Annotated in this window: 23 protein-coding genes and 1 pseudogene; 18 read left to right on the top strand and 6 right to left on the bottom strand. The window is 44.1% G+C overall.

Going from position 1 to position 26,733, the window contains the following annotated elements; genetic code table 11:
* Nucleotides 1-1,135 (top strand): annotated as a pseudogene (locus AACS92_RS18645) (hypothetical protein); the annotation flags it as partial.
* A gap of 79 nt (nucleotides 1,136-1,214) precedes the next feature.
* Here AACS92_RS18645 and asmA read toward each other — a convergent pair.
* The 3 genes from asmA to udk all read right to left on the bottom strand — a co-directional run bounded on the left by asmA (nucleotide 1,215) and on the right by udk (nucleotide 4,544).
* Nucleotides 1,215-3,068, bottom strand: coding sequence for an outer membrane assembly protein AsmA (gene asmA / locus AACS92_RS18640; protein WP_099109186.1), 1,854 nt, complete (start codon nucleotides 3,066-3,068; stop codon nucleotides 1,215-1,217).
* A gap of 204 nt (nucleotides 3,069-3,272) precedes the next feature.
* A complete protein-coding gene (gene dcd / locus AACS92_RS18635; RefSeq protein ID WP_099109185.1) occupies nucleotides 3,273-3,854 on the bottom strand; it encodes a dCTP deaminase in 582 nt (193 codons plus the stop codon).
* Between the two features lie 48 nt (nucleotides 3,855-3,902).
* On the bottom strand, nucleotides 3,903-4,544 hold the full coding sequence (gene udk, locus AACS92_RS18630) for a uridine kinase (RefSeq protein WP_099109184.1): 642 nt from the start codon (nucleotides 4,542-4,544) through the stop codon (nucleotides 3,903-3,905).
* A 552-nt stretch (nucleotides 4,545-5,096) separates the two neighbouring features.
* Here udk and AACS92_RS18625 point away from each other — a divergent pair.
* The 8 genes from AACS92_RS18625 (at nucleotide 5,097) to AACS92_RS18590 (ending at nucleotide 13,368) form a co-directional block, all read left to right on the top strand.
* Nucleotides 5,097-5,789, top strand: a complete 693-nt coding sequence (locus AACS92_RS18625; protein WP_193756888.1) for an AraC family ligand binding domain-containing protein — start codon at nucleotides 5,097-5,099, stop codon at nucleotides 5,787-5,789.
* A 7-nt stretch (nucleotides 5,790-5,796) separates the two neighbouring features.
* Nucleotides 5,797-7,395, top strand: coding sequence for a hypothetical protein (locus tag AACS92_RS18620; RefSeq protein WP_099109182.1), 1,599 nt, complete (start codon nucleotides 5,797-5,799; stop codon nucleotides 7,393-7,395).
* A 34-nt stretch (nucleotides 7,396-7,429) separates the two neighbouring features.
* Entirely contained in the window at nucleotides 7,430-8,524 is a 1,095-nt protein-coding gene (locus tag AACS92_RS18615) for a hypothetical protein (protein ID WP_099109181.1), read from the top strand.
* Nucleotides 8,521-9,267 carry a DUF6939 family protein gene (locus tag AACS92_RS18610; RefSeq protein WP_099109180.1) on the top strand — a complete coding sequence of 249 codons (747 nt, stop codon included), beginning with the start codon at nucleotides 8,521-8,523 and terminating at the stop codon, nucleotides 9,265-9,267. The genes AACS92_RS18615 and AACS92_RS18610 overlap by 4 nt, the downstream gene beginning before the upstream one ends.
* 82 nt (nucleotides 9,268-9,349) lie before the next feature.
* Nucleotides 9,350-10,738, top strand: coding sequence for a phenylacetate--CoA ligase family protein (locus AACS92_RS18605; protein WP_099109179.1), 1,389 nt, complete (start codon nucleotides 9,350-9,352; stop codon nucleotides 10,736-10,738).
* The gene (locus AACS92_RS18600) at nucleotides 10,735-11,793 is read left to right on the top strand and encodes an Ldh family oxidoreductase (RefSeq protein ID WP_099109178.1); all 1,059 of its coding nucleotides are present in this window, start codon (nucleotides 10,735-10,737) and stop codon (nucleotides 11,791-11,793) included. The genes AACS92_RS18605 and AACS92_RS18600 overlap by 4 nt, the downstream gene beginning before the upstream one ends.
* 1 nt (nucleotide 11,794) lies before the next feature.
* Nucleotides 11,795-12,598: an HpcH/HpaI aldolase family protein gene (locus AACS92_RS18595; protein ID WP_099109177.1), complete on the top strand. Its 804-nt coding sequence runs from the start codon at nucleotides 11,795-11,797 to the stop codon at nucleotides 12,596-12,598.
* A gap of 347 nt (nucleotides 12,599-12,945) precedes the next feature.
* Entirely contained in the window at nucleotides 12,946-13,368 is a 423-nt protein-coding gene (locus AACS92_RS18590; RefSeq protein ID WP_099109176.1) for a DoxX family protein, read from the top strand.
* A gap of 141 nt (nucleotides 13,369-13,509) precedes the next feature.
* Here AACS92_RS18590 and AACS92_RS18585 read toward each other — a convergent pair whose 3' ends face one another.
* Both AACS92_RS18585 and AACS92_RS18580 read right to left on the bottom strand, forming a co-directional pair.
* Nucleotides 13,510-14,112 carry a DJ-1/PfpI family protein gene (locus tag AACS92_RS18585; RefSeq protein WP_099109175.1) on the bottom strand — a complete coding sequence of 201 codons (603 nt, stop codon included), beginning with the start codon at nucleotides 14,110-14,112 and terminating at the stop codon, nucleotides 13,510-13,512.
* Between the two features lie 155 nt (nucleotides 14,113-14,267).
* Nucleotides 14,268-15,008 carry a hypothetical protein gene (locus tag AACS92_RS18580; RefSeq protein WP_099109174.1) on the bottom strand — a complete coding sequence of 247 codons (741 nt, stop codon included), beginning with the start codon at nucleotides 15,006-15,008 and terminating at the stop codon, nucleotides 14,268-14,270.
* A gap of 113 nt (nucleotides 15,009-15,121) precedes the next feature.
* On the opposite strand from AACS92_RS18580, the gene AACS92_RS18575 reads away from it, so the two are divergent.
* Together AACS92_RS18575 and yiaA are read left to right on the top strand one after the other, a co-directional pair.
* Nucleotides 15,122-15,721 (top strand): glutathione S-transferase family protein, encoded by a 600-nt coding sequence (locus AACS92_RS18575; RefSeq protein ID WP_099109173.1) that lies wholly within the window; start codon nucleotides 15,122-15,124, stop codon nucleotides 15,719-15,721.
* A gap of 124 nt (nucleotides 15,722-15,845) precedes the next feature.
* Nucleotides 15,846-16,307, top strand: coding sequence for an inner membrane protein YiaA (gene yiaA, locus AACS92_RS18570; protein ID WP_241537908.1), 462 nt, complete (start codon nucleotides 15,846-15,848; stop codon nucleotides 16,305-16,307).
* Nucleotides 16,308-16,496: 189 nt separating this feature from the next.
* Here the strand turns inward: yiaA and apbC are convergent, their stop codons facing one another.
* Entirely contained in the window at nucleotides 16,497-17,609 is a 1,113-nt protein-coding gene (gene apbC, locus AACS92_RS18565) for an iron-sulfur cluster carrier protein ApbC (protein WP_099109171.1), read from the bottom strand.
* 411 nt (nucleotides 17,610-18,020) lie between these two features.
* On the opposite strand from apbC, the gene AACS92_RS18560 reads away from it, so the two are divergent.
* The 7 genes from AACS92_RS18560 to sanA all read left to right on the top strand — a co-directional run bounded on the left by AACS92_RS18560 (nucleotide 18,021) and on the right by sanA (nucleotide 26,716).
* Nucleotides 18,021-19,283 carry an MFS transporter gene (locus AACS92_RS18560; protein WP_099109170.1) on the top strand — a complete coding sequence of 421 codons (1,263 nt, stop codon included), beginning with the start codon at nucleotides 18,021-18,023 and terminating at the stop codon, nucleotides 19,281-19,283.
* Nucleotides 19,284-19,520: 237 nt separating this feature from the next.
* Nucleotides 19,521-21,548: a methionine--tRNA ligase gene (metG, locus tag AACS92_RS18555; protein ID WP_099109169.1), complete on the top strand. Its 2,028-nt coding sequence runs from the start codon at nucleotides 19,521-19,523 to the stop codon at nucleotides 21,546-21,548.
* Between the two features lie 139 nt (nucleotides 21,549-21,687).
* A complete protein-coding gene (locus tag AACS92_RS18550; protein WP_099109168.1) occupies nucleotides 21,688-22,167 on the top strand; it encodes a CidA/LrgA family protein in 480 nt (159 codons plus the stop codon).
* Complete coding sequence (locus tag AACS92_RS18545) at nucleotides 22,161-22,856, top strand: CidB/LrgB family autolysis modulator (protein ID WP_099109167.1); 696 nt, start codon at nucleotides 22,161-22,163, stop codon at nucleotides 22,854-22,856. The genes AACS92_RS18550 and AACS92_RS18545 overlap by 7 nt, the downstream gene beginning before the upstream one ends.
* Before the next feature lie 160 nt (nucleotides 22,857-23,016).
* On the top strand, nucleotides 23,017-23,901 hold the full coding sequence (gene cdd / locus AACS92_RS18540) for a cytidine deaminase (protein WP_099109166.1): 885 nt from the start codon (nucleotides 23,017-23,019) through the stop codon (nucleotides 23,899-23,901).
* Nucleotides 23,902-24,149: 248 nt separating this feature from the next.
* The gene (locus AACS92_RS18535; RefSeq protein WP_099109165.1) at nucleotides 24,150-25,847 is read left to right on the top strand and encodes an NAD-dependent malic enzyme; all 1,698 of its coding nucleotides are present in this window, start codon (nucleotides 24,150-24,152) and stop codon (nucleotides 25,845-25,847) included.
* Nucleotides 25,848-25,993: 146 nt separating this feature from the next.
* The gene (gene sanA, locus AACS92_RS18530) at nucleotides 25,994-26,716 is read left to right on the top strand and encodes an outer membrane permeability protein SanA (protein ID WP_099109164.1); all 723 of its coding nucleotides are present in this window, start codon (nucleotides 25,994-25,996) and stop codon (nucleotides 26,714-26,716) included.
* Nucleotides 26,717-26,733 lie beyond the last annotated feature (17 nt).

Here is a 26,733-nt window from a genome sequence, read left to right as displayed (position 1 = left end):
CACCAGCGCCATCAACAATGCGGAAAGCAAAGTCCCGTTAACCCGTAAAATTAATGATAAAGAGCTGGTCAATGATATCCGCCTGATCGCAGCGGACGTAGATGCCTATAACAAGGCCGAAACCGATGCGCTGATTGCGCCCGTTCAGCAGGATATCGTGCAGGCAATGAAACTGGCAGATACCGCCAATCAAAATGCCACCAGCGCCATCAACAATGCGGAAAGCAAAGTCCCGTTAACCCGTCGGATAAACGGGAAAGAATTAGTCAATGATATTAAATTGATAGCGTCTGATGTAAATGCTTACGATAAGGAAGAAACTGAACAACTTATTGATGGCGTTAAAGAGCTGGCCAATGCTGCCAATAATAATGCCGATAGTAAAGTACCAGTGTTCCGGACAATAAATAATAAAGCATTATTAACAGACATTATGCTGAACGCATCTGATGTAGATACCTATGCTAAAGGAGAAATTGATCAACAAATTAATACCGTCAGAAAACTAGCAAATGATGCTAATAATAATGTCAATGGTAAAGTCCCACTGACCCGTACAGTGAACAATAAGGCATTACTAACAGATATTACCCTCACCGCATTAGATGTAGGCACTTATAATAAAAGCGAGATCGATTCCCGCCTAGACAAAGTCACTAAAAATGCTAATGGCCGGCTGGCAAAAGATGAGAATGGTGCCGATATTCCGGACAAAAACGCGTTCGTAAAAAATATAGGATTAGGTGATTTGATTGGTTCAAAAATTGAATCCCAACTAATCGGACAAGATGCTACGATCATTAACCTTGGGAAAATTACTCAAATAAGTGGCGTAGCGATAGCCGGTACACCAATTAAGCAAGAAAACACATCGATTGTCGGTGGAGTAACGTACTATACCAATTATTACAAAATACGGTTACCGGTCAGCCTGCCCAATGGCATTATTTCGTGTCACGCCAGTATCGCTTGTAATAATTTCGATAACCAAAGCCCAAGCCATCTGGCTGATGTGAGAACCCAAAGAAGTAATTCGGATGGAGTAGGATTATCGAAAGATACTTTAACCATATCAGTTACCACACCAGAATTAGGCTGGACTCCTGAGTTTTATTATGAAGTAATCGGATATTAACAGTCGCAGGGAGTAAAATACCCGCTTTATTACTCATCAGGTGATTGGCAAATTAATCACCTGATGATGCTAAAATTATCTATTTCTCTGCGGCTTTTTTCTTATTCTTACTGCTATCAATATTATCAAACCAGTTCTTTATAGATTGTTTAACTTTTTGTTGTAATTCATCGTGCAAGATGGGTTCAACATTCAGAGCATATTGCAAATTGTTCCAATCACCATAAATCCGCAATGGTACTTTTAATTTTTCTAAATGGCTGACTAACTCATTTTGTTGCCCCCAGCCACCAGTTAACTGCACCAGCAATGCAACATCAACATTTTGTTTCAGTAAGTTTGCTTTGCCCTGCCCTTCAATCTTTGAATGCTCAGAAGTTGCAGAAAGGTCGTTAATTTTGATTTCGCCTTGCGCCAGTTGTGCCTTTACTGACAAATTTTGTGCGCCAGTAAAGCTCTGCGTATTCGTGGGCTGTTTAACCTGATCGGTTACTCGTGAAAAAGATTGCTGAATCAACATTGGAATATTCAACCCATCTAAACGCGCATTTTTTAGATTAACGTTCAGGTCTCCCTGCCAATAATGAGCGACGGCATATTCATCATACCCTTCCCCCAAAAGATCTCCGTCCAGCGCTAACTGTCCACTGAATACTGACGGTAAATCCAATGCTTTCAGCAGAGACTGTAAGTCAATATTTTGTAATAAAGGTTTCGCATGCAGTTTAGCCGGATTGACCGTTGCATCAACCGTTGCAGGAAGCGCAAAATATCCCCCAAATGCATTACCACCCAGCCTTAAGATATTTGCCATTCCTTCGTTATTGACAGCCTTGAAAACAAAGTTATCAATATCCATTCCCTGATAAATAAATTTATTTGCTTTAAATAACAGGTGAGCATCAAATTCTTTCAGGAAACTGAGATCATAATTGGATAAAGGTGTAACTGATTTTGCAATCACTGGCCTTACCGAGTTATTTTCCATCCGGTAATCAATTTTTTCCTGAAAACTATTCTTTGCTAATTTATCCCATCCCAGCAGGTTATCTAAATTTAATTTAGGTGACGATAAATTGATGGAATAGGCTGGTTTATCTTTCAGATGAATATCCACTCCACCAGCTAATTCGCTCTCATTTACCTTAAGCGCAATTTTTTGTAACGAAATAAATGAAGAAAAGGCATCATATCGTACATTAGCTGAACCCTCCCCAGTAATACCTTCTGAGGGTAAACCAACACCTGTAAGCTGATATTTAAACGAATTCATATCGCCAGTTACATGCTGTGGATAATCAGCAATATTAATGTCAGCATCAAGTTCAAAAGCAAATTCCTGCTGATTTTTATTAATCTTACTATTAAGCTCAAGATTAATATGATGCTGATCCTGACGCTTCATCAGCAGGTTAATATCCCGTATGTTTAACTGCGAATGGGAGTTGGTTTGCCAAATTAGCAAACTGTCTTCTACTTTGATCCTGTCAATATTCAATTTCCAACTGTGACCATTGCCCTCTACCGGATAATGAATATCACTTTCCGGTGCAATAGGCGCTTCAGGCTTTTGTTGTGGCTGGCTATCAGGTGTATGGCGGAAAACAGCCCCTTTGAGCATGACTTCCTTAACCGCCAACTGATGGGATAACAGAGGCAATAATTCAACATCCAGACGCATATTTTCTGCCACAATTGCAGGCTTTTTTGCGCCGGGAGCAGTCAGTGATACCTGTCCGGTTAAAATACTCAGTTTTGGCCAGACATGCCAACGCAGATCATCCTGTAACACGAGCTGGTAGCCACTCTTTTTTTGTACTTGTTTTACTATGTAGTTACGAAAATCGTTCGGATTAATCAACATGACTAATGCCGTCAGACCTGCAACAACTACGACTAACAAAATAATGAGTGTCGTCAACAATCTTTTCATGACTTCCCCAGTCTCATGTCCACAAGATGATTATTTTCACCAAATGACTATACCCTTCGTCTTTCAAGCTGCCTCTTTGTTGGCTTGCGCTCGTTCACCCCAGTCACATAGTTATCTATGTTCCAGGGGATTCTCTCCCTTGCCGCCGCGATGCAACTCGAAATTCATTAGGTATATTTTACTAGATATCTGTATCAGAAAAGATTAGTCCTCGCTGATTCGGCTCCCTACAGCTCCTTTCTGATTTTTATATTTGGCATCCTGACGTCGGTTATAAGGACGTTCAGCATCACCTGAAAGCGGTTCAAAGCTTAAAGCACCAATGACCATTCCAGGGCGCAGAGCTAATGGCAGTTTTCCTGAGTTATAGAATTCCAGAACAATTTGACCCTGCCAGCCCGGATCGATCCGATGAGCCGTAACATGCACCATCAACCCAAGGCGGGCCAGAGATGATCGACCATCCAACCACCCAACAAGATTAGCAGGCAATGTGACAGATTCCAGTGTGACTGCCAGTGCCAATTCACCGGGATGCAGAAAAAAAGCTTCCCCATCCGGTAAAATTATTTCATCGCTCATGACACGATCAAGCGCAGCATTGACTTCAGCCTTAGGGCCGCTCAAGTCAATATAAGCAGCGGTATGACCACGAAAAACGCGAAACTGATTCCCAAGGCGAATATCCGCAGTTGCCCCATTAATACGTTCGACGGGAGGACGTGGGGTAATTACCAGTTTACCTTCATCAAGCCATTTAATAATGTCACGGTCACAGAGTCGCATTACTTCCTCTCAAAGTACGATGATTCTTATGAATACCTGTTTAACAGGTTATTCGCAAAATTGGCCAATTTTAGCTTTCAGTATGTCAATAGCCACACGGTTTTTACCACCACGGGGAACAATAATATCCGCATATTGTTTTGATGGCTCGATGAATTGCAGGAACATCGGACGGACAGTTTTCTTATACTGTTCCATTACAGAATCCAATGAACGCCCACGTTCATTTACGTCACGCTTAATGCGACGCATCAGGCAAATATCCAGTGGTGTATCAACAAAAATAGAGAAGTCCAGTTCCTGACGCAAACGCTTATCTGTTAATAACAGAATACCTTCAAGGATAATAACGCGCTTTGGTTCGAAGTGGATGGATTTTGATTTTCGTGTGTGTTCAGCGTAGTCATATTGGGGCAAGTCAATGGAGTTACCGGCTTTCAATGCCTGAATATGCTCGAACAGCAAATCGTGATCCATTGAACTTGGGTGGTCATAATTGACTTTAATGCGTTCTTCCATCGGGGTGTTAGTTTGGTCTTTATAATAACAATCTTCTGGGATAACACCGATATTATGATCGCCAACCTGAGCCCGTAATTCTCGATAAAGAGTGTTGGCAATAAGGCTTTTGCCCGAAGCGGAGGCACCTGCAATGCCTACGATTGTACACTTATGTGCTTCATCAGCCATACTAAAAATAACCTGGTTAGAAAGAAAAAATAAAGTGGGAAAAATAGCATTCTTTCATGCTATGTTTGGCGGATTATAGGGAGTTAACTGCCGCTATGCCAGCGTAAACAGGATAAGTCGCATTTTTTTCGATACGCTTCGCATAAAAATTCCACAATCACTTGTTCAAAAACAAAAAAATACCTCCCAAAGTAATATTCAAAATCCAAAATCAAGGCAATCCCTGAAATTATTCCTGAAAACCATACCTAAAAATAATCTGAAGATTGAATCCAAAGTAATTTCTCATTTTTTAAGGGAGGTGAAATGTTCGTTATTTATTTGATGAGCAAATGTTATTCATATGTGTTGAATTTATCCGATCATTAAATAAAGCAGGGGCGTATTTAATAAAAAACAAAGGATAGTGATGCATAAATAATATTGACGATTTATCGCACTGAGCTGTATTAAAAAGCATCTTTCGAAATGTTAACAATGCTAGTCCGATTAAACCTGATTTACATTTTAAATCTTAGTCTAAAGGAATTTGCTATGGAAATATTCGATATCATGCAGCCGCTATCGCGGTACGATCTGGACGTAAATTTTTCATCAACTCTGCATATCTCTGGCGGTCAACATACTATCCACGTCGAAGAGAATAATACTGCTTATGGATTCGTTCATCAGGGAGATTTAACTGTCTCCATCGATGGAACTTCACAACAACTACGCGAGGGGATGTACTTTTCCATTCCCGGACCTGCGGAGCTTTCTCCCTTTGTCGGTTTGATTTGCATCAGAAATGGCTACAAAGGCTTCCTGTCATTTGGCGGGCCAGTGGAACGACTGGGACGACTGAAATACATAGATGGCTGTTCCGATAGCCTTCTCATATCGCCGCCACTTAAGGGAGATCCCTGTCTAAACTACCTGTATGTTCCACCAAGGCTGAATCAAACAGCCCATACCCATCCTTCAGTTCGGATCGGGATCGTCATTGAAGGTGCAGGCTACTGTCTGACTGAAAAATCGAAAACCGACCTGATAGCCGGAGGAATATTCTTACTGCCAACAGACGAAATTCACAGCTTCCATACTGATGATACCCCGCTGAGAATTGTGGTCTATCACCCTGATTCTGACTTCGGCCCCACCCATGAAGCGCACCCGATGATTAATCGAACTTGGGTAGACGGTATTTCTTTAGCGGGAGAAAACCGCTATCGCACCCGCCAGATAAACGAATTCGGAACGGAATAAAATAAGCATGAAGCCTGATGTATATATCGGTTCACCCAATCCACAGGTAAGAGCAGATTCGTTGGGCGGCATACTGCCAACATTACCAGACTGGCTGACTCATAACCCGAAACCTGTTATCAGCCAGCTGCCTTGGCCTGTATGTTCGTCTCAGACAACGACAAATTCTGCGCTGGCTGCGCTGACAATGGGGGAATTCTCCCGCTCGCTCAAGCAGGCTGGCATTTGTGATCTCGGTGTCGTTCCCATCCCTGGTGCAACCGTTCTGCTTCCTTGGGGAGCGGCATTGAGCGAAATCATTGCCACAAGAATAAGAACGGCTTATCAGGCAATAGAGCTGGACGAGTACGCCTATCCGCATGTTGTGGCAGAAAGCTGTTTTGAACCTATGGCTGATTTACTTGATATAGAGCGTAATCTGTTGAGAGTCGCAACCACCATAGACACGCAGAGCCAGCGTGAGCGCGGCATATTACTTCCGACGGGTGAGCAGGTCATTGCCAGTCATTGGAAAAAAATGATCAACACACCAGACGTGATGCCAATCCGCATGTTCCAGCGAGCTCGCTATTTCCGTCCTCTCAGTTCGGCAGATCGCAGTGGTAAAGGGGTATTCAGTGCACTTGAAGCAGCTGACATATTCGAATTTCACTGCTGCCATCGGACTCCAGAGGCCGCATTACTCGATTTGCAACGTATAGATAGCTCCCTGACTTCTCTGTCTGCTTCCTTACCTCTGCCACAAATAGTGGGCGTACGCCCTCCGTGGGGCAACCGTTCAGAACTGTATCAATGGGCTATAGGCAGCGATACTCCTCTCCCCAGCGGTGAATGCGTGCAAACGTCAGCGCTATATTTTCAGGGGCAGGAACTGTCTCGTCGTTACGATATCGGCTTTGGTAAAGGAGAACAAAGGCAGCATGCCTGGCAGTTGGATGGTTTTATCAGTCGCAGGGTGCTATACGCGCAGCTTTATCTGTCAGCCAGAGCCAATGGTTCACTTACTGTTCATCCCCGGCTTGCTCCCACACAAGTGGTTATTTTGGTACGTAGCCGACACGATGATGAAAAAGAACGCATGCAGGAGTTAGCTAGTATGCTGCAAGCTGCCGGACTTCGCCCTGTACTGCGTTACTGTGAGGAAAGTAAGGCGCTGACAACAGCACAAAAACACTGGCGAGATCGCGGTGTCCCTCTTCTGCTACTCTTTTTCGGCCGCCGGAACACAAACGACTCTCCTCGCATCCGTTTGCTACGCACTGATAAAGAGCTGGAGTTAGACCAACCGGGAAATAGCTCTGCGGACTGGCTGACTAAACAAGTCACTCACGCCATTACGGATGTGGAAAACGATGTAAATTACACCATTATTCATCAGGCTCGAAATCAAATCTCATTTGCCTCCTCGGAGGCTGAAGCATGTCAGGCATTATCAGCACGTCAGTGCGTTATAGCTCCGATCTGCCCCACCAGAGCCCACACAGATAAAGTGGCATCCTGGAAAATGGGCGAACTATGCAGTTTTACTGCGGCTCCCGAACCACAACCCTGCATTCTGTCAGGAAGGCCAACCTGGGCGCGGGCATTATTGTCACGCCGGATATAACGTTGCCTATCCCCACCACTTTAAGGAGAAGATCATGACATACAGCCATAACGAGCAACCAGAAAATACGATACTGGAAAATATAGTCGGCCCGGTTTCTCTTCCACTGAAAATTGACGAAAGCGTCAATTATTTTCAGCTTCATTACTTTGAATGTCAGGGTAAACGCTGGGCCTGCGCTACGCTGGGAGACCTTCACTCCATGCAGGCAGTGCCGTTACGGATCGAATCAGCTTGCTTCTTCGGACACGTCATGCACTCCCAACAATGCGATTGTGGCTTTCAGCTTGACGAAGCATTCCGGCGTATTGCCCGGAATAAAGGTGGAGTGGTGATCTATGGCATCGATCAGGATGCCCGTGGTTTGGGCATCGAAAAACACTTCCGCATTTATGACTACCGGCAGAATGAAAATCTGGATACTGATGAAATTTATAAGCGTTTCCATGCGCCTCTGGATAGTCGCTCATATGAAGCTGTAACAGCTATCCTGCACTTCCTCGGCATACGTAATATCTTATTAATGTCCAATAATCAGGAACGTTTGGCGTTTTTACGCAAGCAGGGATTCCAGGTAGAACGCGATGAGATTGAAGCACCACTGACACAATACAACATGGCAACAATGATGCTGGAAAAAGAGGATCTGAATTACCAGTGGAGTTTCCATACTCATGGCGATTGGTTGTTACCACTGCAACAACAGGCAGAGGAACACCCTGACTGCTATGTTGCCTGCGTAGTCAAAGACAACCGCGAAATTGTAGCTGACTGGATGGGAGAGAGCTGGGATGTTGCCACTTCACTGCTGGCAAAATTGAGTGATAGTAACAATCGTGTTGAAAACGGTTTAGCGGTTTACCTCAGCGATCTCCCCCGTCTGGACGAACTGGCTTTGTATGCCAAAGCAGGTGTGAGCTTTGTGGTTGTTCCCTTCCCTGTCCTGCCAGACTACCTGAAAACTGAGGCGCGCCGTCTGGGGATCCGGCTACAAGACTGGGGACGCGAAAATAAATACAAACAACCGCGTTCACAATGGATTCTGGAAGAGCATAGTGATAGCCAGCATATTTACATTCGCGAAGGTGAACGCCGGGTGATACGTCTTAATCATGGAGGTATCGTTTGAGTTCTCAAACCATGCCCTATCAGGCTATTTTTGCCTCCAGACAGGAGGCACTTAACACCATGCTGGATGATACGTCGAATTATATGATGGTAGACAGTTTCAAAGGAGCGCCCGTTAACATGCGGGTGTTTGAGAGTTTTAATCCTTTCCATGTCTGGCCTTCACCCTCCATTCCTGTACCGGGGCAGCCTAAACGGCTGGCCCAGTCCGTAGAATCCGTATGGCAGGGAGTAAAACTTGTCGATGGTATCACTGATTTTAACCAGTTCCTCGGCCAGCCAACTAAACGGCCTGAAGATCATGAACGTCGGCAATTAAAAAATTATTGCTATGCAGACAGCCTGTTCGTCTATGGTGATCGTCTGTTGGACTTGCTTAGCGCCCGATTTTTAATCTACCTGCCAACTTATCTTTTCATACTGGAAAAACTGGTACCCGAAGCATTACTGCGAGAGTTGAATCAGCACCTGACCTCTGTAGGGCCAGTACTGTTTTACGACTGGGATGCCAATCAGAACATTACTGACACCAGCAGCTCGTTCAGCCATTCAGCCTTGCTCGCGTCATGGTTCAACGGAACATTTGAAAATGACTATTGGACGTTAGCGCACCGCGTATTGCAGGAAAATGATTGGCTTACTTTCGACGCATCCATCAAAAATTTGCTTAATCGCTATTACGCTATACACAATGGATTTCAAGATGCATCGCGGCGGCAAGGGAGTAAATCCTTGGGAACATAGATAACTATGTGACCGAGGTGAGCGAGCGCAGCCAACAAAGAGGCAACTTGAAAGACGAAGTGTATATGCAGAGAGGGAAACTATGAAACTAAATACGAGTCTGGCCAACAAGCTATACTGGGTAAGCGAAAAGATGCAGGGTAAAGGCGAGGTCGCAAAACGATTGCAGTGGTTGGAAGAAACTCAATATCTGTCACTGCGGGAATGCCGAAAACTGCAAATGGAAAAATTGCACACATTACTGACACACGCTTATGAAAGCGTTCCCTACTATACCCGCGTTTTTAACGAGCGCGGTTTAAAACCCGATGATTTTAACAGCCTGTCAGATCTCACCAAATTACCGTTGTTGACCAGACAGGAATTAACTCAGCATCAGGCTGAATTGATTTCGACACGGGCTGACCATGCCACGCTGCAAACTAACTATAGCAGCGGCTCTACAGGCAAACGTGCCTGTTTCGTTCAGGATGCTAACTTCCGGCTATGGATGCGTGCCCACCAGCTTAGAACCTATCAGTGGTGCTCCGGCTGGAAAGTTGGTGAGCCATTTGCTTTATTGTGGGGCTCCTCCATCTATTGGAGCTTCAAAAGCGTTTCCGATCGACTGAAGAATCTCCTGAGTAACCGACGTGAATTTAACACTTTTCGGTTATCCCCTGAATTAATCGGAGAATTTACCCGGAATCTCGCCAGTTTTAATCCGGTACTGATCAGTACTTACACCAATGCAATGCACTTGATTGCCCGTCAAATGGAACGTGAATCGATACGTGTACCTGCATTGCGTGCAATACAAGGGACATCAGAACCACTTCCTCCAATCATTCGTGAACGACTGCAACGGGTATTCCGCTGCGAGGTTTACGATAAGTACGGTTCACGCGAGACGAATATTGTCTCCCACGAAAGCCCTCATCACGATGGTATGCTGATTCAAGTGGAAAATGTGGCGGAAGAATTCCTGCGCGATGATGGCAGTGCCTGCCAACCGGGTGAGACTGGCCGGGTCGTACTGACAACGCTTAATAATTTTGCCATGCCACTGATTCGCTACGAAACCAGTGATCTTGCCTCACCGATGGCAGGCAACTGTACCTCCGGGCTTGGGCTTCCGCGCATGAGCCATGTTGCAGGACGACAGCAGGATTTGATACTGACTCCAGACGGTGCCTATATCGATGCTTATTTGTTCTCTTTCTTGATCATGAGGTTTGAGGAAATTGAGTGGTTTCAGGTGGTACAGGATAGTCTGGAGAGTTTGCGAATCCGGCTAATGGTGCCTACAGGCATTTCCCGACAGCGTTGTGATGAAATAGTAGAACGTATCCACCATCACACTGGCTACCCGTTTCACATAGAATTTGAACAACTGGACAGAATGCCCGATTCTCCCACCGGCAAGTTCCGGCTATGTGTTTCGGCTCTCAGTGATATCGGCACCAGTAACCAAACGACGGTCAACTCATGAAGACTAAAATCGCCGTTCAGGAATTGCGTGAGCTTGGTCAGACTGCATTGAGTCGGGCCAATACACCGATGGAAGTTGCAGCTCTGGTGATGGATGACCTGCTAGAAAATGAATTAACAGGCTACCCCTCCCACGGTGTATTAAGGCTAGCGGATTATATTGGTGATATTCAATCCGGCGTACTTAATCCTGCCGCTACTCCGGCTGTATCGCTGATCATGCCTAACATCGCTATTGTAGGTGGCTGTAGAGCTTTTGGTGTCTTAGCTCGGCAAGAGTTAATACTCATATTGCAAAAACTGGCTCTGGAGCATGGTATCGCTATCGCCTGCCTGCGTGACGCCCATCACCTAGGCAGACTGGCGGCTATCGGTCGCTCTCTGGCAGGCTTCAATGACCATCCACTTGCTGTTATAGGATTCAGTAACTATCAGGGAAATGGGGCACGGGTTGCCCCGACTGGCGGCCATCTGGCGAGATTATGTACTAATCCTCTGTTGCTCGCCTTCCCAACCAATACAGATGATCCTTTTGTATTAGATATGAGCACTTCAACTGTCTCTGAAGGCTTTATCCGGCGTCACGTCCAAGAGGAAAAACCAGTGCCACCCGGCTGTCTGGTCGATGCCGAAAAGAATGACATACTCGATCCTGCCAGTCTCTACGACATCCCACCACGGGCAACGATACAGCCACTGGGAGGCAACCTTGCCGGACACAAAGGATACGGGCTGGCCGTAGCAATGGAATTATTCTGCGGTGCGCTTGCGGGTGCCGGGCATGTAGCCAGACCGGGTACACCCGGCAACGGTGGCCTGTTTTTGGTTATCGATCCATCCAGAATGCCGGGGGGCATTGATACGATCCGGAGCGAGGCGGAAGCTATCATGAACTATTGTCGTGACTCAGGCCGCCCGGAAGCTCCGGCACGTATGCCCGGTGAAGGTTATTCCACCCGCCATAACGGGGCAAAAAATACATTAACGTTATCACTGCCAACTTCTGTGTTAGCTGAAATCCGTCGTCTTGCCGGTGTTATTCAAAAGGAGGTTTAATATGCGATCTGATAGTGAAATCCATCCCCTGCTGTCTGCACATAACCGCTGCAAAAACCGGCTGGAAAAAAACCTCACCTGTTTCGGTCTGTTTTTAGTTTCAGCGAGTTCTTTAATCGCAGAATGTTGTGCGGTACGTGGCCCCGACTGGTTATTAGTCGATATGGAAGCATCACCGGCTGACAGGCACGATCTGATCCAAATGCTACAAGCGATGAACGGATCCCGTTCCACAGGTATGGCTCGGGTGGCTCGTAACGATCGCCAACTGATAGAAGCAGCGCTGGACTCGGGGGCTATGGGGTTGATGGTGCCTAAAGTGGAATCCGCCGCTGAGGCTAAAATGGTCGCCGACTGCGTTTATTATCCGCCTAAAGGAAAACGGGGGGTCAACCCCATACGCTGCTCGGGTTATTTTTCACGCCTGCCAGACTACTTTGCAGAAGCCAATGATTCACTACTTACTATCGTTCAAATCGAATCAGCCAGAGCAGTGGCTGCCGCCGATGAGATCGCAGCTGTTGATGGCATCGATGTGTTATTCATCGGAAGTGGCGATTTAGCCTGTGATCTGGGGCAGGCCGGACAGGTAGAAAGCCCTGAGATGGAACGAGCATTCGAGTGTGTACTTGAAGCCTGTCGTAAACATGGCAAAACGCCCGGTATATTCGCAAATAGTGTCGCGTTAGCTCACCGTTATGCCAGTCAGGGATTTCGTTTCATTGCGGTCGGCAATGATCTCAAACTCATTGCAAGCGGGCTGGAACAACAAATGTACGCTCTTGAAGGCACAGACTCCGCTTAAATAATGTCATTTCCTAGTAGGATATACACTTCACCTTTCAGGTTGCCTCTTCATTAGCCGCGCTCATTCCCCCAACCACATAGTTATCTATGTTCCGGGGGGATTACTGAGAGGCTCCTGCCTCTCACCGGAGGCCAGCCTTTGGCTGGGCAAATTCGTTCCCGACGAATTTGTCTCTCCCTTACCGCTCAATGCACCTTGAAATCCATTGTATATATTGACCTCCAGTTAACTTGAGGTTTTATAGTGCCCATTTGATGTTTCCACTAATTGACAGAATATTGAGTCACACTCTCTATAAGTTGAGAAAAACAGTGTCTTCTACCTGAAAATTGTAAGGTGAAATTATGCAACGGTTTGTTGAAAACATTCTGGAAAGCTCTTGGCTATGGATTATCACTCGATTACTTATTTTGTTTATTTTTGTTCCATCGGGACTTGCCAAGATTTTCGATTTCGAAGGCAGTCTGGCAGAAATGCGGGCTGCGGGTTTACATCCTGACTGGTTTTTTAATATTGCTTCCGCAATCGTCTTACTTTTCAGCTCAATATTGATCTTATTAGATCGCTTTGTCTGGCTTGGTGCAGCTACATTGGCTCTCTTTCTTTTGTTAACTATTTTTATTGTCCATACTTTTTGGAATTTTTCTGGCGAACATGCCAAGATCTCACTCTATTTTGCGTTTGAGCATACCACGGTGATCGGAGGGTTGCTGGCAACTGCAATGACGAGTCATTTAAGAAAAAAACTCAACATACATTTGTATTAGATGCAAAATTAAAAAATGAACAATAGTAATAGCGAAAATCCCCTTTCGTAGAAAGGGGTATTGATATATCCCGACAAGAGACGTTATTGCGGATAGTGAAGCAGTAAATACCTTTAAACAGAAAGTCATGTATCGTACTTTTTACACATAAGCATCAGCCAACGTCTGGGCGATCAATGTTTCAAAATGTAATTCCTGCCCCGCTGGTATTAACTGACGGTGAATATTACGGCGTTTTTCATCATCGAATAAACGCTGGGCAACCCACCCTGTAAGATACATTGCTGATAAACAGCCTCCTGCAGTAGCGATATTGCCTTGAATAACAATCGGCGTGTTTTCCGGTTCAATGCCCATATCTCTAAAGCGCCCCATGGCATCGGGATGCGTGGTAACTTTTAATCCATCCAGTAACCCCAGTTTATGCAAGATAAATGCCCCCGAACAAATCGAACCTATTAGCTGTTTTTGTGGGTTGAGTTGTAATGCGTCCATAAAATCTGAATTAGCCAATGCCGCAGAGACTCCTTTATAACCACTACTGAAAACGACAACATCTGCATCGTTCGCTAATGCCACTGGCCCATCCGTTTTTACTGCTTGCCCTAGAGTTGATACATGCTCTGGTTTGGTTCCCAGTACTTTAACCTGCCAGTTCTGTTTTTCCCGACCAAAAATGTCACGCATAAGGAAGTAGTCAATATCGGTAAATTCATCAAAGATCACTATAGCAATGGTATACATATACACCTCAGCAACAGGAAGACATTGTATGATGGCGCTGAAAGGCCAAATCCCAGAAAGAAGCTCAAAGCTTAAATGAAAACATTTTTACAGTACACATGATGATTGCTAATTAATTGGTCACTTTTATTGGCTAATTAAGACCGAAGAATAATTTATTGCTGGAATGGATACGCGATGTTTTCACTTATCTCAACCTTGATTGCTGATTTATCTGTAAATGAGGGCCAACCATATGACTTTTGTATAAATTTATAGGAATAATACTCTTTACCATCATCGATAAATTTCAGATTCAAAATATTCCACCATCCATCATGGCAATGCAAGTTTTTTGCATAATCCTCTTCAGAAAAACATGCCCTGATCATTTGCATTGATGAAAAAGGAATATTTTTAAATGCCGCTTCATATGAACCATCATTATTAAGCATCATAAAATCAGCATACTCGTACTCAAGACCACCACCAGAATATCCTACTCCCCAATTCGAAACTAAGGCGACAGCCTGCTTAGTTTTACTCAATGGATATAATGCTGGATATATATAAACACCGTTATCATTCAATTCCTCATCAGGATCAGCTCCCTCATAACTATGTTTGTAGTTACCAAATTCCCATAATCCATCTTGAATGTAAGCACCATCTACTTTTTGAATTTTGATAAATTCAAGTGAGCGGTTTGTGAAATAAAATATATTCTCTTCCCCTCCCACTTTCCAAATTTTGGCTTCACGTTCACACTTCTTTTTTAGTACGTTACATATACCCAGATATTGTTCACTCCCTTCTTTCAACTCAACTAATACGGTTGGTTTGATTACGTTTAAGGTTTCGCTCGCCATCAAAGGGAAAGAGACAACCATAAACAATAAAGCGCCTATTCTTTTCATTATATCCATCCTAACTTAAATATATCCCGTAAATCTGTTATCAATATAGTCTTATTGATATCTCAACTTCAGAATGTTTATGCTATTTTTACATATCCAATTAAGGAGCTCACATGAAAATATATACCTTTCCTAAAAGCCGTTCATTAAGAGTTTTATGGGTGTTAGAAGAACTTGGTGTATCGTCCTACGATACGATCAGAGTTGATTTACTTAATGATAATCCCAGTATTACATCTCCTCACTCTCGAGGAAAAGTCCCTTTTATGATTGATGGCGATATATCAATAGAAGAAACATCCGCGATATGTCTTTATTTATGCGAGAAATACCCAAAAAAAAGTTTTTATTCGACTGATTTAAAAGAAAGAGCAATCATCAATTCCTGGCTTAGTTTTGCGCTTACAGACTTAGAATCTCCAATCTGGAATTTACTAAAACAACTAATGTTTATCCCCGAAGAAAAACGCTCTTTAGAATTAGTGAATTATTTTAAAAAAGAATCCGAGAAAGTAATAAACCAGCTGAAATTTGATGAGAGTTTTGAGTGGATTGCAGGAAATAGCTTTACCTTAGCGGATATTTTTATGTCACATACGCTTCTTTGGGCTAAATTCGGGGGTGTCAATATAAGCCCGGCTATCAACGATTACATCAATAGAGCAACTAACCGGGTATCATATTTAAAGGCCCAAGAGAAAAACAATCAGTAAACTGACAGAAAAAATTGATACTAATGGGATTTTTCATAAAAAATAAAAAATCTCATTAAGTAGTTCCTAAATTTAATCACTTTGGTATAGGATGGTTTAACTTTAATTTATGGAGATTATTTTTGTGAAGGATAGCGCTTCGTCAGATAATAAATTTACAGAATTTAATGCCTTTAACTTAATTTCTTGGATTGCTGTTATTGGTGGGATAGTTGTTTATCTCTCAGGGCTTTGGCGTTCAGATATGCAGTTAAATGAAAAAGGGTATTATTTTGCAATACTCATTTTAGGGTTATTTTCTTCAATTTCAATACAAAAAACGGTCAGAGATAAAGCTGATAATATACCAACAACACAAGCCTATTATATTGCTTGTATCATCGCTTTTCTTTCCTCTGTAGCATTAATCGCTATTGGTTTGTTTAATGCTGACTTACTGCCAAGTGAAAAAGGATTCTATGGGATTGCTTTTTTCCTGTGTTTATTCGGCTCCATTGCTGTACAAAAGAATATCAGGGATATGGAACTGACTAAATCACCAATGAAAAAAGAATTTAATACTAAATCAATCAGTGAAGATGATTGAGGAAAAGGCCAGTATTAAGCTGTACTCAGTTTGCTGACAATAAAAGGGTTGAGACAGACTCCCTTACAAAAGTCTGTCTATACATTTCGTCTTTCAAATTGCCCTTTTTTGGCTTCTCTCTCTCACCCCCAGTCACATAGTTTATCTATGCACTATGCGCCCGGGGATTAATTTCACGCATGCCTAACATTAAACTGCCCGGAAAGAAATTTCCGTCGGGATTTTTTCTCCCTGCCAGTACATTTGAGCGGCGATATTAGCGGCAATTTCTCGGTAAATATCGGCAAATTGGCTATCAGGCTGGCTGATAACCGTAGGCTCTCCACGATCAAGGTCTTCGCGCAGTGAAATATGCAGCGGAATTTTACCTAATAACTGGCACTCATATTTTTCCGCCAGCTTTTCAGCGCCACCCGTACCAAAAATCGCTTCATGGTGCCCACAGTTATTACAGATGTGTGTGCTCATATTTTCAATAATACCTAACACAGGCACACTAACTTTCTGGAACATCACAATCCCTTTCATGGCATCAATCAGGGCGATATCCTGTGGAGTGGTAACTACTAACGCGCCAGTCACCGGAATATTCTGCGATAGCGTTAACTGAATATCACCCGTTCCCGGTGGCATATCAATAACCAGATAGTCCAGATCCGGCCACAGGGTATCCTGTAACATCTGCATAAGTGCCTTACTTGCCATCGGGCCACGCCAAACCATCGCGTTATCATCGGTGACAAGATAACCAATAGAGTTTGTCGCCATACCATGCACCATAATGGGAGCCATATGCTGACCATCAGGTGAGGTAGGACGTTCTTTGGCTGTTCCAAGCATACTGGGAACTGATGGGCCGTAAATATCTGCATCCAAAATACCTACTTTTGCCCCTTCCTGTGCCAAAGCCAGGGCAAGATTCACCGCCGTGCTGGATTTTCCCACACCACCTTTTCCTGAACTGACCGCCAGAATATTACGGACTCCATTAATTCCCGGCAGGTTATTGGCCCGACGTAATGTACAGATATCATGAGAAAGCCGCCATTCGACGCTTTTTGCGCCAGTCGCATCTAATAAAGGTTGAGTAGTTTCTTCTTTCAGTACTCCAAAGGCCCGTTTCCATACGAACGGCATCATGAGTTCAATATGCAGTACTCCATCAAGCACAGTGCAATGATGCAGTGCTTTCAGAGTCATTAAATCTTGTTCTAACGTAGGATGCTTAAATGCTGCCAGTATTTTCGCAACGCTTTCTTTCAGCAGGTCAGGATTGGTCTGCTCGGGGGATTGTGAGTTCATCCCGGCTCCTTTTCATTTTCTTTTTCAACCTCAAACTGTCTGGCCATCATAACAGAAGCAAACAGCTTGCGATAAGGACACAAACAAAAGTGATGAAGTTCTCGCATTGTGCCGAAGTCTGTTAACGTTTTATGTTCATCATTGTTACTTCATTGAAGAGTTCGACTTAATAATCACCCGAGTCTCTTTCGCCCTATCCCTGCGAAGAAGTCAGGAGTTTCTTGCATTTGTTGATATTGGCATTCTTAAGCGGAGACCAAGCACACAAACTACCTGTGATAAAAAGTAAATCACGTTACATCCTTAGCTCTGGCTGTAAGTTTAACCCAAAGCACGATGAGAAACGAAAAGGTGGAGACAAAACATACTCAATGCATTCCGAATAATATTGCTTAAAATTAAGGTATTATCATGGCTGAAATATCATCGGCTCAACAAATAAACTCGTCTAAAGTAATGACTCATGTATTCTTGCCTTTTGCATTCGGGCACGGCATATCATTTCTGTTCCGAAATATAAATGCTGTCTTAACACCATTTTTGGTTTCAGCAATGTCATTGTCCGCAGGACAACTCGGAATCTTATCAAGTGCTTACTTTCTTTCATTTTCCTTAGCTCAACTGCCTGTTGGACTTGCCCTTGATCGCTATGGACCAAAAGGAGTGCAACTGTTTCTTTTAGGTATTGCCGTGGTGGGAGCGTTACTATTTGGTATTGGGCAGGACTTCACTACGTTATTACTAGCCAGGATCCTTATTGGACTGGGATTAGCAGCCTGCTTTATGGGTTCGGTCAAAGTGCTTTCCTTTTGGGTTCCTGACAATAAACTACCCTCTATTTATGGGTACCTACTGGCTGTTGGGGGATTAGGTGCCATGCTATCGACATTGCCGGTTGCCTGGCTGGTAGGTTTTATTTCCTGGCGAACGCTATTCTTTGCTATGGCTGGTGTAACTCTGATTGTTATGGTAGTTACCGCAATATGGGTTCCCAAAGACCCAATTGAACATAAAATGGTGAAGTGGCCACGGATTACCTCGCTAATTGAAGTTTGCAAAGATCACTCCTTTCGCAAAGTCATCAGTTTGTTATTACTTCCTCATACAGTTGCTTTCGGGCTACAAGGATTGTGGATGGGAAAATGGTTACAGGATGTAGGGCATTACAGTAATAAACTCACTTCGGTCTATCTGTTTATAGGAATGGGAGCAGGCGTTGTCGGCTCACTTTTTGTAGGCAATATCACTGAATGGGCCGGTAAGTTCAATATTAAACCCATGGAAGTTGGCGGAATAGGCATTTTTTTGTTTCTGGTGATACAAGTTTTATGTGCTTTAAACATCCTCCCGTTACTACCGCTACTCTCTGTCGGATTTACTTTGATAAGCGCCATTGCTGGTCTGGAATACTCTATCGTGGCACAAAGTGTATCGCCAGCGATGACCGGGCGTGCTTCTACCTGTCTTAATCTGCTGATTCTATTTGGCACTTTTCTCATACAAACTATATTCGGTGTGATCATCGGTTTTTGGCCTATAGATGCAGCCGGGCATTATCCTCAGATCGCATATCAGGTAGCATTCGGATTTATGATCCTGCTACAGATCCCGGGTTTTCTAAGATGGCTACTCAGTGTCATTCAGCGCGGCACATTTAAATCAGTCAGCATATAACTTCAAAGTAAATGAGTTCAGGATATTGTCTTGATACAGATAACTTATTCCGCATGAACCCTAACAATATACATACTGGCATGATGACTCGGTATAATCGTTTTTTAGCAAAGACAGTGATACCGGACATCATGCTGCTTAAAATCCTTCCTGAAATGTCAACCTCCCCTAGCGGCAATGCTCCTTATCAGGTAACATCAAAAGCCCTTTTTAATTTATGGAAGTCAGATCCTAACTATGTCTCAAGTCGCGAAAAAATTATTGGTGACCTGTGCGTTACCCTATGCTAACGGTCCAATTCATCTCGGTCACATTTTAGAACACATTCAGGCTGATATTTGGGTTCGTTATCATCGAATGCGCGGCAAAGAGGTTCACTTTGTCTGTGCTGACGATGCCCACGGCACACCAATCATGCTGAAAGCTCAGCAGGCCGGGATCACGCCAGAAGAAATGATCGACAAAGTGCATCTGGAGCATCAACAGGATTTTGCTGGTTTTGCGATTAGTTATGATAACTATCACTCTACGCACAGCGAAGAAAACAGAGCTCTTGCATCCGAAATTTATCTGAAACTGAAGCAAAACGGCTACATCAAAAACCGGACAATTTCTCAGCTATTCGATCCGGAAAAAAGCATGTTTCTGCCGGATCGTTTCGTTAAAGGAAGCTGTCCGAAATGTAAGTCGGAAGATCAGTATGGCGATAACTGCGAAGTGTGCGGAACGACTTATGCGCCGACAGAGTTGATCAACCCGCGTTCAGTGGTATCCGGTGCAACACCAGAAATGCGCGAGACTGAGCATTTCTTCTTCGACCTGCCTGCGTTCAGCGATATGCTGCAACAGTGGACTCGTTCCGGCACCCTGCAAGAGCAGGTAGCAAACAAAATGCAGGAATGGTTTGAATCTGGTCTGCAACAGTGGGATATCACCCGTGATGCGCCTTATTTCGGTTTTGAAATCCCTGATGAGCCGGGTAAATATTTTTATGTCTGGCTGGATGCGCCTATCGGTTATATGGGTTCATTCCAGAATCTGTGTAACAAGCGTGACGACCTGAATTTTGACGAATTCTGGAAAAAAGATTCTAAAACTGATCTGTACCACTTTATCGGTAAAGATATCGTCTATTTCCACAGTCTGTTCTGGCCTGCTATGCTGGAAGGCAGTAATTACCGTAAGCCAACTAATGTGTTTGTTCACGGTTACATTACTGTCAACGGCACAAAAATGTCGAAATCCCGCGGAACTTTCATCAAGGCGGAAACGTATCTTAAACATCTGGATGCAGATTGCCTGCGTTATTACTACGCTGCAAAACTCTCTTCCCGTATCGATGATATCGATCTGAATCTGGAAGATTTCGTTCAGCGCGTTAACAGTGACATCGTAAACAAAGTTGTTAATTTAGCTTCGCGTAACGCCGGTTTCATCAATAAACGTTTTGGTGGCAAACTGGCAGATAGGCTTGCTGATCCTGCTTTGTATCAAAAATTTGTCGATGCGGCACAGGGAATTGAAGAAGATTTCACTAATCGCGAATTTGGTAAGGCGATACGTGAAATCATGGCGCTGGCAGATCTCGCCAACCGTTATGTTGATGAACAGGCACCGTGGGTTATCGCGAAACAAGAAGGCCGCGACGCCGATCTTCAGGCTGTCTGCTCAATGGGCATCAACCTGTTCCGCGTCCTGATGACTTACCTGAAACCAATTCTTCCGGGACTGACTGAACGTGCAGAAGCATTCCTGAATACTGAACTGACTTGGGATGGAATTTCACAGCCACTGCTGAGCCATAATGTTTCACCATTTAAGGCACTGTTTAACCGTATCGAAATGGCTAAAGTTGAAGCTATGGTGGCGGATTCCACAGAAAGTATTAAGCCACAAAAAACCGTGACAGGCCCTCTGGCTGATGATCCTATTCAGGATACCATCACATTTGATGACTTCGCCAAAGTTGATATGCGTATCGCATTAATTAAACAGGCTGATTTTGTTGATGGTTCAGATAAGCTGCTGAGATTAGTTCTAGACCTTGGCGGTGAAACTCGTCAGGTCTTCTCTGGTATTCGCTCAGCGTATCCAGATCCGAAAGCACTGGAAAATCGCCTGACGGTTATGGTTGCTAACCTTGCCCCGCGTAAAATGCGTTTTGGTATTTCAGAAGGTATGGTGATGGCAGCAGGTCCCGGCGGAAAAGAAATTTTCCTGTTAAGCCCGGATAGCGGTGCCCAACCGGGTATGCAGGTTAAATAATTACCCGCATAATCTGGCGAAAAATACACAATAAAAGTAAAAATGCGGGTTTTTTAAGCCCGCATTTTTTATGTGACGTGTAGCACATTTACAATATTAGTCGTATGATAACCCTCTTTATATTGAGGAATTATATGCTATGTCTTTCCTGAACGTGTTGCTGCTCGGCTGGCAATATCTGCGCGCATTTTCATTGCTCTATTTATGCCTCATTGTCGGAAACTTCACCTCAGCACACCTCCCCTTCTCTCTTCCCGGCAGCATCATTGGCTTACTTTTTCTGTTCTGTTTACTGTCACTCCAGATTATCCCCGCTCATTGGGTAAAACCGGGCTGTAATTTATTGATGAAAAATATGACTCTGCTCTTTTTACCTATCGGGGTTGGTGTCATGCAATATTATCCACAACTCAGCCAACAGATAGTTCCGATTGCCCTTTCCTGCATTATCAGTACCGTTATTGTCATGATTACCGTCGCTTACAGTTCTCACTATATCCATCGCGAACGGAGCATTATTGGCACCCACCAGGAAGATCAACGATCACAAGAAAAACCTCTACAAAATAAACCATCACAAACAGAGCTTTCACAACAGGAAGGAAACAAAAAATGCTAAGCCATATCTGGTGGTCACTCCCATTAACTCTGTCTGTCTTTTATGTTGCCAAAAAATTAGCCGTTCGACTCAAATTCCCTATTTTCAATCCATTATTGATATCAATGGCGGTTATTATTCCTCTGCTGTTGTTAACTCACACGCCTTATCAGCACTATTTTGCCGGTAGCGAAATATTGAATGATTTATTACAACCTGCCGTTGTTGCTCTGGCCTTTCCGCTGTACGAACAACTCCACCAAATCCGGGCTCAGTGGAAATCTCTCATCAGTATCTGTTTTATCGGCAGTATCACTGCAATGATAACCGGCACAGCTATCGCTTTATGGGCAGGAGCCACACCTGAAATCGCGGCTTCAATATTACCGAAATCAGTCACAACGCCTATCGCTATGGCTGTGGCTCATTCCATTGGTGGTATTCCGGCAATCAGTGCTGCCTGTGTAATTGCTGTCGGTATTCTGGGTGCCATTTTTGGTCACAATCTGTTTAATGTATTGAAGATTAAAACTAAAGCCTCCAGAGGTCTGGCAATGGGGACAGCTTCCCATGCCGTCGGGACAGCCCGATGTGCAGAAATAGATCATGTGGAAGGGGCATATAGTTCACTGGCACTGATGACTTGCGGAGTTATTACTTCGCTGGTGGCACCGTTTTTGTTTCCTGTGCTACTACACCTGTTTAGCTAGTAATAATCATCAGAAAACTCGTTCAGATAGTAAAAATTTGACATAAGTTACTAAAATAATATTTTTGTTACAGAAATTTCATGAATTATATGGCATGCATCACATTACAAACCTGAGCACTCATCCTAGAATAACCTTTAATTAATTTGGAGATTATTTTATGCAAGCTCGTTTTCATGCTATCTGGTCAGAAATCACGCCTGAATTGCAAAAGGCGTTATTGCCCTATATTGGTAATGACGATTTTCCAGCTATGCTGACAGCAGAGCAGGTGGAGTCAATTAAGCAGACCTGTGGCCTTGATGATCATGCACTGGCACTGGCCCTGCTACCACTCGCTGCGGCCTGTGCCATTTCCCCTATCTCAAACTTTCATGTTGGTGCTATCGCACGGGGAGAGAGCGGCAACCTCTATTTTGGCGCAAATATGGAATTTACAGGTGTTGCATTGCAGCAAACTGTTCATGCCGAACAATCAGCCATCACTCATGCCTGGTTACGTGGCGAGAAGAAACTGGTATCCATCACCATTAATTACTCTCCCTGTGGTCACTGCCGACAGTTTATGAATGAATTAAACAGCGGAACACAGCTGGAAATCTGTTTACCTGATCGCCCACGCCTGACACTGGCCGATTATCTGCCAGAAGCATTTGGCCCACGTGATTTATCTGTCACTCAATTTCTGCTGGATAACACTCACCACGGCTACCAGCTCGATGCTGAAGATGAACTCGTTCTGACTGCATTAAATGCAGCGAATCAGAGCCATGCACCCTATAGCCAGTCCCACTCCGGTGTTGCCCTGATAGATGAACAAGATCGTGTTTATACTGGTCGCTATGCAGAAAATGCGGCATTTAATCCAAGCTTGCCACCTTTACAGGCAGCGCTAATATTAATGAATATGTCAGGAAGTGATTGCCATTCGATCAAGCGGGCAATACTTGTTGAGGGGCAAAATGGTCACCTGTCCCAGTGGAATGCAACCGAAGCTACTTTAAATTACCTCGGCTGCAAACAGACGGAACGCCACACATTCTGACCACCCTGCAAGGTTTTTGGGCAAAAGTGAGAAATTAAATAACATTTAATTAGCCAATTCTGTATGTTATCTCTCATTTTTGCTCATGATAAACATATTTAAGTAACATTTACTGTACTTATTTTTTTATCTTCTTAGGATCTATACACAATGGATTTCAAGATGCGTCACAGCCAACAAAGAGGCAACTTGAAAGACGAAGTATATGTAGCCGATTTTGTTATTGATTAGTCCAAAGAGTAAGCATCATGGAACTGGAACACGAAAGTAAACGTCCTCTTTATATTCCCTACGCTGGCCCCATCCTGTTGGAGTTTCCCCTGCTAAACAAAGGCAGCGCCTTTACGGAAGAAGAACGCAGCAATTTCAATCTGCATGGCTTATTGCCTCAAGCGGTTGAAACAATAGAAGAGCAGGCAGAGCGTGCCTATCGCCAATACCGCGATTTTAAAAATGACGCGGATAAACATATTTATTTGAGGAATATTCAGGATACCAACGAAACTCTTTTCTACCGGCTCCTTGACGCACACCTCAGTGAAATGATGCCTATCATTTATACACCAACCGTCGGTGAAGCGTGCGAACATTTTTCTGATATTTACCGCCGTGCCCGTGGTTTGTTCATCTCCTACCCGAACCGGGCTTATATTGATGACATGCTGCAAAATGCCACCAAACAGAATGTCAAAGTTATCGTTGTAACCGACGGTGAGCGTATTCTGGGGCTGGGTGATCAGGGAATTGGTGGCATGGGTATCCCTATCGGTAAATTATCGCTATATACCTCCTGTGGCGGGATCAGTCCTGCTTATACCCTGCCTGTCGTGCTGGATGTAGGTACAAACAATCCGCAGCGCCTGAACGACCCGCTCTATATGGGCTGGCGCCATCCGCGCATTACCGGCAAAGAATATGATGATTTCGTCGATGAATTCATTCAGGCAGTAAAACGCCGCTGGCCGAATGTTCTGTTGCAGTTCGAAGACTTTGCTCAGAACAATGCCATGCCATTGTTGACCCGCTATCGTAATGATCTTTGCTGCTTCAATGATGATATTCAGGGGACTGCTGCTGTTGCTCTTGGCAGCCTGATTGCTGCCAGCCGTGCCGCAGGCCGTCAGCTGAAAGATCAGACAGTCACCTTCCTTGGTGCGGGTTCTGCTGGCTGTGGTATTGCAGAGCAGATTATCGCTCAGATGAAATCAGAAGGTTTGAGTGATGAGCAGGCTCGTGCCCGTGTATTCATGGTCGACCGCTTCGGGTTACTCACTGATAAGCAACCGAACCTGTTAGATTTCCAAAGCGTACTGGTTCAGAAAAGCAGCACTCTGCACTCATGGGATGTCGACAAAGACAGCCTGTCATTAATGGATGTTGTCCGTAACGCCAAACCGACTGTTCTGATTGGTGTTTCTGGTCAGTCAGGCCTGTTCACTGAAGAAATTATCCGTGAAATGCATAAGCACTGTGAGCGCCCGATTGTCATGCCGTTGTCTAACCCGACATCCCGCGTAGAAGCCCGTCCGGAAGACATTATTAACTGGACGGAAGGTAAAGCGCTGGTTGCAACAGGCAGCCCATTCTCACCAGTACAGTATGAAGGTCAGGAATTCCCGATTGCCCAATGTAATAACTCCTATATCTTCCCGGGTATCGGATTAGGTGTTATTGCTTCAGGAGCCAAACGTGTAACAGATGACATGTTAATGGCAGCAAGCCGCGCATTGGCAGATTGCTCTCCTCTGGCGCAAACAGGCTCTGGCCCACTACTGCCATTGATTGATGACATTCAGGATGTTTCGCGCAAAATAGCCAAAGAAGTGGCGAAAAAAGCCCAGATTCAGGGTGTCGCAACGGTCACGTCAGAAGACGCTTTGGAAGAAGCAATTGAGCGTAATTTCTGGAAACCAGAATATCGCATCTATAAACGTACATCATTCTGATAATCTTAATGCCTGCCAGTATTTTCGGCAGGCATTTATCCCACAAAGCATATTTATATTAATGTGGTTAATCCAACACTTGCTTCAATATTCCAAGTAAAGTAGCCTTTAATGACTTGTTCATGGTTATATAAAAGGCAAAAATAATGTGGAAGCATCTAATTACCAGCCTAATCCTCATAATAGCTGTTTTTATACTATCAGCTATTATGCTTGATCGCTGGATCAGCTGGAAAACGGCTCCCTACATTTTTGATGACCTCAGACAACTTCCAGAACGAGAAGTGGGCATGGTTTTGGGTACATCCAAATATTATAAAGCCGGCGCATATAACCAATATTATTTCTACCGTATTCAGGGAGCTGTTAACGCCTATAACAGTGAAAAAGTTAAATATCTACTATTAAGCGGAGATAATGCCCAACACAGCTATAATGAACCCAATACGATGCGAAGAGATCTCATTAAAGCAGGTATTCCGGCCTCTAAAATTGTGATGGATTTTGCAGGCTTCCGGACCTTAGATTCGGTTGTCAGAACTCGAAAGGTATTTGATACCAATGACTTCACCATTATCACCCAGCGCTTCCATTGTGAACGCGCTCTCTTTATTGCGATGCACATGGGTATAGAAGCGCAATGTTATGCTGTTTCTTCCCCTAAAAATATGATGACGATACGTTTTCGTGAAGTATTTGCCCGCCTTGGCGCCTGGGCTGACCTGTATATCTTAAAACGAGAACCCCGTTTTCTGGGGCCTTTAACCCCCATTCCCAGCCAGCAGATCGCCCCTACAGGCATTGAAGGCTATCCTGCGGTATCACCAGAAGAGTTACAGGGGATGGAAACTAGGAATCGTAGCAAATAAGAGCCTATTAACGGAAA

Origin of the sequence: Xenorhabdus sp. KJ12.1 (assembly GCF_963876495.1) — a bacterium.
In the GTDB taxonomy this organism is placed as follows: domain Bacteria; phylum Pseudomonadota; class Gammaproteobacteria; order Enterobacterales; family Enterobacteriaceae; genus Xenorhabdus; species Xenorhabdus stockiae.
Note: the sequence above shows the minus strand (reverse complement) of the source record. Positions and strands in the feature narration are given on the sequence as shown.

Excerpts from the sequence above, each read along its gene's own strand:
- udk (WP_099109184.1), bottom strand. The coding sequence starts at position 4,544 with ATGGCTGATGAAGCACATAAGTGTACAATCGTAGGCATTGCAGGTGCC.
- cdd (WP_099109166.1), top strand. The coding sequence starts at position 23,017 with ATGCAAGCTCGTTTTCATGCTATCTGGTCAGAAATCACGCCTGAATTG.
- dcd (WP_099109185.1), bottom strand. The coding sequence starts at position 3,854 with ATGCGACTCTGTGACCGTGACATTATTAAATGGCTTGATGAAGGTAAA.
- AACS92_RS18625 (WP_193756888.1), top strand. The coding sequence starts at position 5,097 with ATGCAGCCGCTATCGCGGTACGATCTGGACGTAAATTTTTCATCAACT.
- AACS92_RS18560 (WP_099109170.1), top strand. The coding sequence starts at position 18,021 with ATGGCTGAAATATCATCGGCTCAACAAATAAACTCGTCTAAAGTAATG.
- AACS92_RS18615 (WP_099109181.1), top strand. The coding sequence starts at position 7,430 with ATGACATACAGCCATAACGAGCAACCAGAAAATACGATACTGGAAAAT.
- AACS92_RS18545 (WP_099109167.1), top strand. The coding sequence starts at position 22,161 with ATGCTAAGCCATATCTGGTGGTCACTCCCATTAACTCTGTCTGTCTTT.
- apbC (WP_099109171.1), bottom strand. The coding sequence starts at position 17,609 with ATGAACTCACAATCCCCCGAGCAGACCAATCCTGACCTGCTGAAAGAA.
- AACS92_RS18550 (WP_099109168.1), top strand. The coding sequence starts at position 21,688 with ATGTCTTTCCTGAACGTGTTGCTGCTCGGCTGGCAATATCTGCGCGCA.
- AACS92_RS18595 (WP_099109177.1), top strand. The coding sequence starts at position 11,795 with ATGCGATCTGATAGTGAAATCCATCCCCTGCTGTCTGCACATAACCGC.
- AACS92_RS18535 (WP_099109165.1), top strand. The coding sequence starts at position 24,150 with ATGGAACTGGAACACGAAAGTAAACGTCCTCTTTATATTCCCTACGCT.
- metG (WP_099109169.1), top strand. The coding sequence starts at position 19,521 with ATGTCTCAAGTCGCGAAAAAATTATTGGTGACCTGTGCGTTACCCTAT.
- AACS92_RS18605 (WP_099109179.1), top strand. The coding sequence starts at position 9,350 with ATGAAACTAAATACGAGTCTGGCCAACAAGCTATACTGGGTAAGCGAA.
- AACS92_RS18575 (WP_099109173.1), top strand. The coding sequence starts at position 15,122 with ATGAAAATATATACCTTTCCTAAAAGCCGTTCATTAAGAGTTTTATGG.
- AACS92_RS18600 (WP_099109178.1), top strand. The coding sequence starts at position 10,735 with ATGAAGACTAAAATCGCCGTTCAGGAATTGCGTGAGCTTGGTCAGACT.
- sanA (WP_099109164.1), top strand. The coding sequence starts at position 25,994 with ATGTGGAAGCATCTAATTACCAGCCTAATCCTCATAATAGCTGTTTTT.
- AACS92_RS18590 (WP_099109176.1), top strand. The coding sequence starts at position 12,946 with ATGCAACGGTTTGTTGAAAACATTCTGGAAAGCTCTTGGCTATGGATT.
- AACS92_RS18585 (WP_099109175.1), bottom strand. The coding sequence starts at position 14,112 with ATGTATACCATTGCTATAGTGATCTTTGATGAATTTACCGATATTGAC.
- AACS92_RS18580 (WP_099109174.1), bottom strand. The coding sequence starts at position 15,008 with ATGAAAAGAATAGGCGCTTTATTGTTTATGGTTGTCTCTTTCCCTTTG.
- AACS92_RS18620 (WP_099109182.1), top strand. The coding sequence starts at position 5,797 with ATGAAGCCTGATGTATATATCGGTTCACCCAATCCACAGGTAAGAGCA.
- asmA (WP_099109186.1), bottom strand. The coding sequence starts at position 3,068 with ATGAAAAGATTGTTGACGACACTCATTATTTTGTTAGTCGTAGTTGTT.